The 12,620-nt window shown below is 70.3% G+C and carries 2 protein-coding genes (1 of these 2 running past the window's edge); both read left to right on the top strand.

Annotation, left to right across the window (positions count from 1 at the left end):
- Window positions 1-11,778 carry the end of an Ig-like domain-containing protein gene (locus tag GTY96_RS05955; protein ID WP_161664157.1) on the top strand. The gene continues 19,470 nt to the left of window position 1, outside the view, so 11,778 of the gene's 31,248 nt are visible here — the last part of the coding sequence; its start codon lies off the left edge, out of view; the stop codon is at window positions 11,776-11,778.
- Complete coding sequence (locus GTY96_RS05950) at window positions 11,775-12,620, top strand: peptidylprolyl isomerase (protein WP_143902068.1); 846 nt, start codon at window positions 11,775-11,777, stop codon at window positions 12,618-12,620. Before GTY96_RS05955 ends, GTY96_RS05950 begins: the two co-directional genes overlap by 4 nt.

Genomic DNA, 12,620 nt, shown 5'->3' with positions numbered 1-12,620 from the left:
CTGCCGGAGCTGACGAGGGTGTTCCCGGCTCACGGACTGGAGGCGGGCGGCAATCGCGTGACGCTGACGGGTGAGCACTTCGCGGTTGGCTGCGGCGTGACGTTCGGCGGCGCCCCCGCGACACAGGTGGAGGTGTCCGGCGATGGCCGCAGCGTCCAGGTGACGGTGCCCGCGGGCGTGGCCGGACCCGCCGCGGTCGAGATCGTGAACCCCGGAGGACTCTCCGTTTCGCGGCTGGGAGCCTATCGCTACCTGGCGCCGCCGGTGCTGACGGCGGTGTCGGCGACGTCGGCTCAGTTCAACAGCCAGAGCCTCATCACGCTGACGGGACAGGGGCTGTACGGTGGGAGCCGGGTGTACTTCGGCACGGTGCTCGCGCCATCGGTCGAGCTGCTGTCGGCGACCCAGCTGCGCGTCCGCGTGCCGGATAACCTCACGGGGTCGGTTCCCCTCCGCGTGGCGACGCCGGGCCCGGACACCACCGAGCAGAGTGCGCTCTGGTCCACGCCCTTCACGTTCACGCTGGAGGAGACGGGATCGTCGTCCCTGGGCGCGGATGCGATGGCCCGGGTGGGCAGCACGTTGTTGGTGGCGCGGGGGGGCAGGCTGGTCGTGCGCGGCCTGGCTCCGAACGAGACGCTGTATGACCTTCCGAACGACGTCCCAGGCGTGGCCAATGCCACGGCCCTGACGGTCAGCGGTGACGAGGCCTACCTCGTGGGGCCCGGGCGTCTGGTGCGCTACGCGCTGGGCAACTGCGCCAGCGTCGATCCGGGCGCATGCTCGCCGCAGGAGCAGGAGCGGGTGCTGCTCGTGCCCGAGGGCGTGGTGCCGACGGCCGTCGTGGCCTCGCGAGACGCGGCCTATGTCGCGGTCGCGGGTGGCAATGAGGTGGTGCTGCTGGGCCGGGTGGACGGACAGCTGCGCGTGGTCGCGCAGACCACCCTGTCGGGCGGCATGCTCCGAGGCCTTGCTCGGGTCCAGGGCGCGCTGGCACTGCTCGTGGAGCAGGGGGGCGTGTCGCGGCTGGAGCTGAGGGACTTCACCAGCGGTCAGTTGGAGACGCTGGGGCAGGTGGACAACCTGCCGGCGCCCGCGTGGTCCATGGCCGTGGAGGGCAACCAGGTCCTCCTGGGGCTGGGAACCGGCATCCGATTGGTGGATGCCACGATGCCCAGGGAGCCTGCGTTGGTGGGCGGTTGGGACTCGCAGACGGCTGGCAACGACGCGCTGTCCGTGGCGCTCTCGGGGCCGTGGGCGTGGGTGGGGGGACGCACGCGGTTGTCCTGGGTGGACACGACGGCGCCTGACGCAGGCGTGTTCCAGGAGCGCACCTGGGCCCCGGCGAGCGGGCTGCCGAATGCGCGCACCCTGGTGGTGGGCGGCGTCGCGGTGGCGGCGAATGCGTCCACGATGAAGACGTTCCACCTGCCCTATCCCGTGGCGGTGACGACATCGCCGGCGCCGGGTGGCGACCTGCCTCCCGGAGGGACGGTGTCGATGACGCTGTCGCCCTTCCTCTCCCCGTCGGTGGCAACGGCGAGCACGCTGGTGGTGAAGTCCGTGGCCGGCTCGACTCCCGTCCCGGGATCGTCTGTCGGCACGGGGTACCTGCGCGGCTACACGCCGGTGCCTTCGCTGATGGCGGGAACCGTCTACGTGGCCGAGGCGCAGCTGGCGGGCTCCGGGGCGGTCGGGGGTACCCTGCGAGGCCCCTGGCGCTTCCCGGTCGTCGGCGGCGCCGAGGGCACCACGATGGGACTCACGTCCATCCTTCCCGACCATGGGGACGTGGCGGGTGGGACGTCCGTGCTGCTCACCGGCTTCCAGTTGGACAATGTGTCGAAGGTCTACTTCGGCGGCACGGGCGTGGTTCCGGAAGCGGGCCGCAGCGATACCGCGCTGCGCGTCCACACGCCGGCGGCGGACGTGGCTGGTCCGGTGACGGTGGCGCTGGAGTCCAGCACGCAGCCCTGGCTGCGATGGGACGGGGCGTTCACCTATGTCGCCCAGCCGTTCGTCAGCGGAGTCATGCCCGCGGTGGTTCCGCTCGAGGGTGGCACCGTGACGTTCACGGGTGGGCGGTTCACGCGCGGGCTCGCGGTCTTCGAGGCAACGGCCCCCGTGAAGGTCGTCGCCCTGACGGGCACCTCGCTGACCGTGGAGCTCGCCGCGGGGGCCGCCGGGCCCGTGGCGCTGCGGCTGGAGCAGCCCGGGACCGCGGCGGTGTCACTGGGCGCGCTGGTCAGTCGCGCGGATCTGCGTCCGCCCGCCGTGGTGTCGTGGGAGCCGTCCGGCGCGTCGGGTGGACAGAGCGTGCCCGTGGCGTCTCGGTTCACGGTCCGCTTCGACGAGCCCATCGCCCCGGCGAGCGCTGCGCAGGCGACGCTCCGGCGGACCCTCACGGGGCTCGAGGTCGCGGCGACGGTGACGGTGGCCCCGGATGGACGGAGCCTCACCCTGGTGCCGTCCGCGGCCCTGGAGCAGACGACGCAGTACACGTTGAGCGTGCAGGGCGTCACCGACCTGGTGGGCAATGCCCTCGTGCAGGGCGGCACGGTGACGTTCCGCACGGTGGATGGCGTGCCTCCTTCGGTGGAGCTCATCGCGAAGGGCTCCGGCCTGCCCGTGGTGAACGGCGACCGCTTCAGCGCCCAGACGGTCTGGACCTTCGAGGTCCGCGCGACGGATGACTCCGGTCAAATCAGCGCACGCAAGCTGTTCGTGGACGGGGTCGCCGTGGCTGGGAGCAACGGCATCTTCACGTACACCTGGCCCACGGGGAAGGTGGGCTCCTCTTCGGCGCTGGTGGCATGGGCCGAGGACGCGGCGGGCAACGTCAAGCAGACGGATGCCATCACCGTGCAGGTGGTGAACGACCTGCCGCCGACGGTCGCCTTCACCGCGCCCGCGGTCGCGCAGCTCACCCTGGAGGAAGGGGCGTCGCTCGACGTGGTGGTGGTCGCCACGGACAACTCAAGCGTGAGGAGCCTGGAGCTGCGGCTCGATGAGGCGTCGCTGAAGCTCGTCACGAATCCCACCGGCCCGCTGACCTACGCCCTGAAGGCGCCGCGGGTGGGGGCGGGACCCGAAACCTACGCGCTCACGGCCCGCGCCGTGGACGATGCACAGCTCGTGGGCAGCGCCGCGCCCGTGTTGCTCACGGTGACGCCGGACATCACCGCGCCCGTGGTGGCATTCCTGTCGCCGGCGGCGGATACGCGGGTGGCCTCGGGGCGTGCGGTGGAGCTGCGCGTGAGTGCCACGGACAACAACGCCGTGAAGTCCGTCCGCTTCACGAAGGATGGGGTGGATCTGGAGACGCTGACTGGACCGACCTGGTCGACGCGCTGGACCGCGCCCGTGGTGACAGCGCCGACCCCGGTGACGTTCGTGGCCCATGCGTTGGACGCCCGGGGGAACGAAGGGACAGCCCCGTCGCTCACGGTGACGGTCGAGCCCGCCAGCGCACCGATGATCTCCCTCGTCTCTCCGGCGGGCGAATGGACCTACACGGAGGGGACCCAGGTGAGCGTGAGCGCCGAAGTGGCCGCGTCCGCCGGAATCAAGCACGTGGTGCTCGCCCTGGATGCCCAGGAGCGCGTCCTGACCTCGCCGCCGTGGAGCGCGAACTTCACGGCGCCCGCGGTGGGGGCTGGGGGAAGCCGCGCCACGGTGAAGGCCCTGGTGCGCGACAACGCAGGGATCGAGGCCACGTCGCTCCGGCAGATCATTGTCCAGGACAGCAATGCCCTGCCGCCGACCCTCGTGTTGCCGGTGGAGTTGGAGGGGCCAGTGTTCGCGGGTGGCGCATCGGTCTCGGCGCTGGCCACGGCGAGCGTGGGCGCCCTCGTCCAACAGCAGCTCTTTGTCGCGGATGCGGGTGTCTCGACAGGCTCGACGGGGAATGTGTTGCCGCTGGGGCCTGAAGGTGCCCCGGTCCGCGTGGCGGCTCAGGCTTCGGGGCTGGGCGGCACGGTGGCGGCCGCATCCGAGGGGATCCTGGCGGTCTTCGCGCAGGGCCCTGCGTCGCGCTCCGTGCTGGACGGAGTCGACACCGTGAAGGCCCTGGCGCTCCAGGGAGACGAACTCTTCGTCCTCCGAGACGACGCGGGTGGCGGCGCGGCGGTGGAGCGCCGGTCGCGAGCGGATGGAACGCTGGCGTCGCGACGGAGCCTGGAAGGTGAGCCCGCGGGGCTCGCCGTCCGGGGTGAACGAGTGGCCGTGGTGTCGCGCCTGGCGGGAGCGGGAACGCTGCTGCTTCTGGACGCGGAGGACCTGTCCACGGTCGGAAGCGTGACACTGCGCCGCGAGCCCACGTCCGTGGGCGCGTTCCGCGGTGGCTTCGTCATCGGAACCGATGAGGGACTGGAGTCATACGACCCGGCGGGCGCGCTGCGTGCACGCCTGCCCATGGGGAACGTCACGGCGCTGGCGCTTCAGGGCGACCGGCTCTACGCGCTGGCGGGGGGATATCTGTCCGCGGTCGACCTGACGGTTCCTCCGGCGCCGAAGCGGGTGGCGTGGGTGCAGACCGAGGGCGTCGCCGTCACCGCCCTGGGCGCGGAGCGAGCCTGCGTGGTGGGAACGATTGCGCGTTGCTTCACCCTCGCGGATGGAGCGCTGTCGCTGGTGGGGGAGAAGCCGCTGGGTGGCACGGCGACGTCCGTGGCGACGCTCGGACCATGGTTGCTTGCGGGCTCCGATGCCGGGCTGACGGTGCTGGATGCTCGGGCGGCGCCGCGGGTGGCGGGCCGGTACCCGGAAGTGCAGGGACGCCTGGTGGCTTCGGGCAACACCGTCTTCGCGGCGAAGGGGACGATGCTGTCCCGGCTCGCCCTGGGGCGTGGGCCCGCGCTGCCCCAGCTGACACTCGCCCTGGCCGCCACCACGGCGCCAGGCGCGCGCCTGGCGCTCACGACGACATGGGCGGATGGCGCGGAGCCACTGAATGCCTTCACCGCCGAACTGCTGGTCGACGGTCGCGTCGTGGAGGCGCTCGACAACGTCCTGCCCGCGTCGGTGGACCTGCCGCTCACGGTCGGTGAGGCGCTGGTGTCCCTGCGGGTACGGGACCTGGCTGGCAACGTGGCCCAGGCTTCACAGCCGGTGTCGCTGGTGGACGCTGGGGTGGGGCCAGTGCTCGTGGCGCTGGAGGTTCCTGACGTCGGGGTTCTGGAGGGCACGGAGTTCCAGGTGCGCCCGGTGGCGGCGTCGCCGAATCAGGTGGCCCGCGTCGAGGTGTCGGTGGCGGGAGGTGCGCCCGTTGTCTTCACCGCGCCCGCATGGGCAGGCGTGCTGCGCGCGCCGCAGGTCGCCCAGGATGGCACGGTGACCGTGACCGCCGTCGCGGTGGATGCGCAGGGCCGCCATGGCCCGGCGAAGTCCGCCCAACTCCAGGTCCTCGACGACACGGGGACCGCCCCGGTCGTGAGCGCGCTGGAGCCCGTGGAGTCGACCTCCATCCTGGAGGGGACGCGCGTGCGGGTGATCGCCACGACCTCTCCGGCGACGGTCAGGGAGGTCCGCTTCCGCGTCATCGGGCCGGACCTGCAGGCCGTGGAGCAGCAGCGCGTGGTGGCGGCACCCTATGTGGCCTCGCTGCTGATGCCGCAGGTGACAGGCAGCACGTCCGTGAGGATCGAAGCGATCGCGGTGGACACCTCCGGGCGTGAGTCCGCGCCGCGGACGAAGGACCTCATCGTGGTGGACGACACCACGGCGCCGCTGGTGACGGTGACGGTGGAGCCGACCGCGGGACGGATCGCGGCCGGGAGCCCGCTGATGTCGACGGTGACGGCGCAGGACGCGGGTGGAGTGGCGCGCATCCAGCAGGTGCTGAAGCGGGATGGAACTGTCGTCGCCACGGGGAGCGGCCGGCTCCGCTATGTCGTGCCGCCGGAAACCCAGCCGGGTGTGGAGCTGAAGCTGGAGGTCACGGTCACCGACCGCGCGGGCCTCACGCCGTCGCTGACGCCGACGGTGTGGAAGGTCGTGGCGCCTCTCGCGCCCCAACCGGGTTCGCTGTTCGCGCAGGACTTCGCGGGCGCCGAGCAGATCGAAGTGCTCGAGGACCGCGTCTATGTCCGCACGGCCACGGGCTTCGAGGTGGGGCAGTTGACGCGCGGGCCAGTGCCCTCGCTGACCCACCTGGGCCGCTTCACGTCCGCCTCACCCCCGCGTTCCATGGCGGTCCAGGGCAACCTGGTGCTCCTCGCCTACGGGGACCCGGGGCTGGACATCGTGGACGTGACCACCGCCACGGCTCCCCGGCATGTCGGGCACGTCGAGCACTCCCTGGAGCAGGTCTTCACGTTCGCGGGGACGGCCTACGCCTCCAAGGGGTCGGTTCCCCTGGAGTACCCGAACTTCATCGACCTTCATGATCCCGCTCGGCCGGTGCTGACCCAGGCCTCCTACCTCTGGGGTTCGAGCACGTTGCTCGCGGGCGGACGGGATGGCTACCTGGCCAGACTCAACGTCAATCAGGTCCAGATGCTGTTCCGGGTCGGAGGCTGGCCTGCGGCCCCAGTGCCCGCCAACCTGTACCTGCCGGCAGGGGAGTCTGTCATCGCCGCGAAGCGGGATGGGAACAGGCTCGTGGTCGCCACGGATCGCTTCCTCCGTGTCCGGGAGTACTGGGACGGGGGCTCGTTCTCCGTTCCGCTCGGGGCTCCGGCGCGCGCGATGCAGGTGGTGGATGGACGCGCCTATGTCCTGTGCGAGGACGGCTTCCTGCGAATCGCGGACGTTCGTGAGCCCATGACGGTGGCCCTGGTGGCCGCGTCCTCCCTGGAGGCCCGCGATCTGGCGGTCTCTGGAGATGTGATGTTGGCGGCGGGTGCCGCCGGGGTGGAGCTGAGAGCGCTGCCCGGACGTGAGGAAGCGGTGGCCACCACGCCTTCCGCCACCTATTCCGTGGCGCCTGCTCCGCTGGGATTGACGGCCTTCCACGACGGCGTGCTCGTCGCCGTGGGGAGCGCGGGCGTCCGGCAGTTGGGGTTGTCCAAGCCGGGGATGCTGGAGATCCTCAAGAGCTTTGCTTTCACGAACACGACGCAGCTCGAGCAGGCGGGCGGGTCTCTCTTCAGCCTCTACGGCAACGTGGTCTACCGCGTGGTGGACCGAGGCAATGGGACCATCGACGCGGTGACGGGGCTCAGCCAGCTGGGTGAGGTCTCACGCTTCAGCGTGTCTCCGGGCCGCCTCTGGGGCATCAAGGCGCAGAGGGTGTCGAGCCTCGCGCTGCTTCCGGACACGGGGGCCACGGGGCTCACCCTGTCTGTCGGGACGTTGGACATCTCGGGCGACGAGCGGAAGGCGGCGGTGGCATTGGGGTCGGCGGGCTGGACCCTGGTGGGCGTGGATGGCTCCGGAGTCCTGCGTCGCTGGGCGACGCAGGCGGAGCTCCCGGTGCTGGCGCTGGCGCTGGACGACAGCTTGCTGGTGACAGGCAACGCCACGGGGCTGACGACCTGGCAGGTGACTGACACCGGCGGCGTGCGGCGGGCGACCGTGCCCACCGTGGGGGCCGTGACGCGGCTCCGCCTGCATGGCCGCCTGGCCATCGTGAGCGAAGCGGCTGGGGGAGTGCAGCTCTTCGACCTGACGGACCCGGACGCCCCCCGGCTGGTGGGAGCGGTGCCCGCGGGACGCGCGGATGACGCCGTGGTGGCGGGGTCGGACCTGATTGTCGCGGATGGCTACCTGGGGGTCCGCCGCTTCCCGGTGGACTTCCTGCGCGCTGCGCCGTCGGTCCGCATCGCGTTGCCGCTGCCGGGTACGGAGGTGGCCGCTGGGTCTGAGTACCTGGTGATGAGCGCGGCCTCTGGCTTCGGGATGAACACCGCGGAGCTCCTGGTGAACGGTCGCTCCTTGGGCATCCTGGATGACGTCGATCCGCAGTCGCCAATGTCGGTGCCCCTGGATGGCGCCGTGGGCACCGAGGTTTCGCTCCAGGTACGGGTGCGCTCCGCCAATGGCACGTCCACGCTCTCCGCACCCGTGAACATCAGGGTGGCGGCGCCGCAGGTGCCGCAGCAGCCGCTGGGCCTTGTCTTCAGCCGAGTCAGCGCGTCCTATTTGTCGGGGCAGGCGGCCACGGTGTCCCTGGCCGCGTCTGGGGTCGTCTTTCCCGCGACGGTCCGTCTGCTACTGGGGGACAGGAACCTGGGAGAGGGCATCATGAGCGGAGGGATTCCGGACATCACCTTGACGGTCCGGATGCCCGTGGTGCAGGCCCCCTTGACGGAGATGCTCCGCGCGGAACTCGTGGATGCGGCGGGCCGGACTGCTTCAGTCCAGAGGCAGGTGAGCGTCAATCCGACGCCCCTGTTCACGGTGGCGCCCACCGGTCTTCCGGCGGTGCTTCGTGCCCTGCCATTCGAGAACGTCATCCAGAGCGCCCCCTACTACTGGGGAAATGGTCCGTACACGCTGGAGCTGTTGATGGACGGGGTCCCCGTCGCGACGAACGAAGTCCTGGCCTCCGATGGCAGCGGGAAGAGCGTGCGCTATGTCCTGCGCATCCCGCAGGAGCGCGTGGCCCAGAAGATCTCGCTGACGCTGCAGGTGAGAGACCCGCAGGGCCGCACTCTGGGCAATACGGTGGAATACACGGTCAAGCCCGACGGGGAGCCGCCGGTGATCACTTCCTTCTCCGCGCCGTCGTCGGCCCGCTCGGGTGACGTCGTCACGGTGGCGGTGAACGCCTCCGATCCGGACGGCGATCTCGCCTCGCTGAGCCTGCTGGCGGATGGAGTGCAGGTCGCCACCACGGCCCAGGGGCTGCTGTACACGCAGTTCGTGCTGCCAGCGGCCGGACCCTCCGGCGCGGTGTCGCTCACCGCGGTGGCTGTGGATCGCGGTGGCCGGGAGATCCGGCAGGCCGCGACCGTGCAGGCCCTGCCCAACCTGAAGCCGGTGGTGACCCTCTCCACCGTGACAGGGCCCTTGTACGAGGGGTACTCCAAGCAGTTCTGCATGCAGGTGTCCGACAGTTCGAAGCTCACTCGCGTGGAGCTGCGCCTGAACGGAACGCTCCTGGCTCAGTCGTTGGGCTGCGATAGCGCTTCCTGCAAGTCGCTGTGCGCGACTGCTCGGGTGCCTCCCTTCACGGCGAACCTGTCCGCGACGGCAGAAGACGCCCTGGGGGAGAGCGACAGCACGGTTGCCACCTACCCCGTGGGCCTCAACTTCCCCCCCAGCGTCACGGTCGCGACCAGCTACCTGGTCGCCGGGCGCAACATGCAAATCCATGGCTTGCTGTCGGATGAGCTGACGCCGGTGTCCTGGGTGTCGTTCCGGGTGGACGGCGACCTGTATGCGATCACCTCGTCCCCCAGCGACTACGTGGCCTTTCCCCTCCGTTGGGATGTGGAGGGGACCGTCCAGGTCGAGCTGGAGGCGGAGGACCAGTCGGGACTCCGTGCGACGGCCATGAAGACCCTGCCCGTGCTCGCGGCAGGCGCGGGACAGTGGTGCGCGCTTCCTGTGCCGGCCGGAATCCCGTTGACCTACCTGGAGCCCGCGGCCGCGCCGGGCGCCCCCTGGTGCTCCGGGTATACGGGTGTCAACACGGGAACCTGGGTGTCGCTGCCCTTCGACGGGCCCGTGAAGAGGCTCACTTTTGAAACCCAGACGCCGGCGGTCGTAACGGAGGCGTGCGAGGATCCGACTTCCGACTGCAAGACAGGCATCCAGACGGTGAAGAACCTGTCTGCTGATGCACGGATCTTCGTCCAGTACCCACTGGGAACAACCGGCCCGTCCACTCTCAAGCTCCTCAGCGCGCAGTTGGGCCAGGACGCGAAGTGCGATCCGGCTTCGCAGGACTTCGTCTGCGTCGCTGGAACCTGCGAGCCGGACGTCCACGGTGTTCATCGTTGCAACCTGCCAGCCTGCATGGACGGCAAGGACAACGATTCACCTCCGGACGGGCGGGTGGACTACCCCTACGATCCAGGATGCACGTCGCCGGAGGACACCTCGGAGGAGGACCCGGATCCGCTGCCCATCTGTGGAAACAACGTGGATGACGATGGGGACGGCTTGATGGACTTCCCCAACGACCCGGCATGTGGCTTCGCGGCTGGGGGCCAGGAGGTCCCGGGCAATGGAGAGAGCTGCGCCGCTCCGGCGGTCATCACCGCCGCGCTGACGTCCGTGTCGCTCACCACCGCGTCGACGGACTTCGAATCAAGCTGCTCGGTCCCTGCCCCTGACCGTGTCTACGGCTTCCACTTCCCCGGCGACGGCGCCTTCACGGCCAGGGCGGACTACGCCAACGTCGCGCTGCGCTCGGTCTGCCCCCTCGAGACCTCCGAGTTGAGGTGCGGCAGAGGGTACTTCGATCATCCGAATGACTACGGGGTGACCGGGAAGGTGTCGAAGTCATTGGAGGCCGGCACCTACTTCCTCGTGGTCAGTGGCTCCGAGGATGCCCAACTGCAGGTCTCGGGGACCCTCTACGATGGGACCACCTGCGATCCGACCCAACCCTGGTTCGCCTGCGAGTCCGGGTCGTATTGCCTGCCCACGGATGGAGAGATGCGCTGCCGGATGGCTCAGTGCAGCGACTCCGAGAACAACAATGACGAGGATGAGCTGATCGACTACCCGGAGGATCCGGGGTGCTCCTCTCCTCAAGATGACGACGAAACGGATCCCCCGGTTCAGCCGGAGTGCTCGAATGGCGTCGATGACGACGGGGTGAATGGAAAAGACTGGCCCGAGGATCCGGGATGTGGATCCGCCGCGGGCGAGGTGGAGGGAGGGGGCGACGGTGAGAGCTGCGCCGCCCCCCTGGTCGTCACCTCGGAGTTCACCCCGGTCTCCCTGGTGGGAGCGACGAAGGATGAAGAGCAGAAGTGCGGCCCCGCCGCGCCCGACCGGGTCTTCGGTGTGCGCATGCCGGGCTCAGGCTACGTCTACGTCGACGCTCCATTCGCCACGGTCTCCCTGCGCAGTGGTGGCTGCGCCGTCTCCGATCAGACCTGCAAGGTCGCGGTGGATCCGTCCTTGATGCGCAGCGCGTTCTCCGAGGAACCGCCGGATGGCGGCCTGCCGGATGGCGGCCTGCCGGATGGCGGCCTGCCGGATGGCGGTGTGCCCGGGGGGAGTGACCTCGCGGGCGGTACGCCCGACAGCGCCTCGCTCGCGGGAGGAACACAGGTCCAGGCGTTGGCCGACGGCGGCGTGCCGAGCACGAACAGGCTCTACGTCAATGGGGACAGATCCGCCTTCATCATCGTCAGCGGGACGCGTGACACGACGATGCACGTCACAGGCGTCCTGTCGTGGGACGAGCCCTGTGATCCGGGCCGCCCCTGGTTCAGTTGCAACGCGTCGCAGACATGCGCGGCGGATGGCACCGCGCACCGGTGCGTCGACATCGCCCCGTCGATGAGGGCGAGGGAGCGCGACCACGGCTCTTCGTCCATGGGGCGCGGAATGCCCCCCGAGGACCGTGAGTCCTCGGGCTCCGGAACCGCTGCTCCGAAGGTCCGGCGCCCGGCGGCGCCTCCTGCGACTCAGAAGCAACAGGCGCAAGATGTGGAGGCCGTGCTCACGCCGGCTTCCGGACCGCTCCTGGCCTCGGTCCTGGCCGGCGCGGAGAGGATGTCCTTGCCCGGCGGGGACTGGGAGTCCCGCTGGGGCTGGCATGCGATGCTGGAGTCGGTTGGCGGTGGTGCGGCGGCTCGGAACGATGTCTGGAGTTGTGGTGACGGTGACTGCGCGGGCGATTTCGTCCGTCAGTCCTCTGGAGGCGGACAGTGAAGCCGGGGCTGGTTTGGGGAGTGCTGGTGCTGGCGGTGTGTGGGCTGGGGGCGTGTGGATCGCGGGAGGAGGTCGCGCGGGTCGGGGACACGCCGGTGTTGCTCGCGGACGTCGCGCTGCAACAGCAGGCGGGGGGGACGCCAGAGGCCGCGCTGGAGGCGGTGGTGGACCGGACGTTGCTCGCGGAGGCGGCTCGGCGCGACGGTCTGCTCAAGGACCCGGCGCTCACGGCACGTCTGGAGGCCGCGAGACGCGAGGTGCTCGCGCATGCGTATGTAGAGTCCGTGGGCGCGAAGGCCTCCACGGAAGAGGCCCTGCGCCAGCGCTACGCGGCCCAGAAGGATTCCCTGGCCCGGCGCGAAGTGCACGTGGCCCACATCGTGGTCTACGTGCAGCCGCAGGCGACCGAAGCGGAGCGCGTGGCGGCGCAGGCTCGCATCAACCGCGTCTATGCGCGGCTGGTGGGAGGTGAGGACTTCGCGGTGGTGGCCAGGGAGACGTCGGAGGATGCGGCCACGGGCAGTCAGGGCGGAGACCTGGGCGTGCTGCGCGAGGGCCAGGTGGATCCGCGCTTCTTCGCGGCGGTGGCGGAGCTGAAGCCGGGTGTGCCTTCCGCCCCGTTCACGACGCCCTTCGGGTTGCATGTGGCGAAGGCGTTGGAAGCTCCGCGCACGGTGGTGCCCTCCTTCGAGGAAGTGCGGGGCGTGCTCGCGGCGCAGGCCCGCAACGACGCCGTGCAGGAGCGGACGGAGCAGCTTCGCAAGGACATCACCGTGAAGCGCTACCCGGAGCGGCTGTCCACCGGGAAGGCGTCTGGGCGGACCGAGGGGGAGTCGCGATGA

This window comes from Corallococcus silvisoli (assembly GCF_009909145.1).
GTDB classification, from domain to species: Bacteria; Myxococcota; Myxococcia; order Myxococcales; family Myxococcaceae; genus Corallococcus; species Corallococcus silvisoli.
Note: the sequence above shows the minus strand (reverse complement) of the source record. Positions and strands in the feature narration are given on the sequence as shown.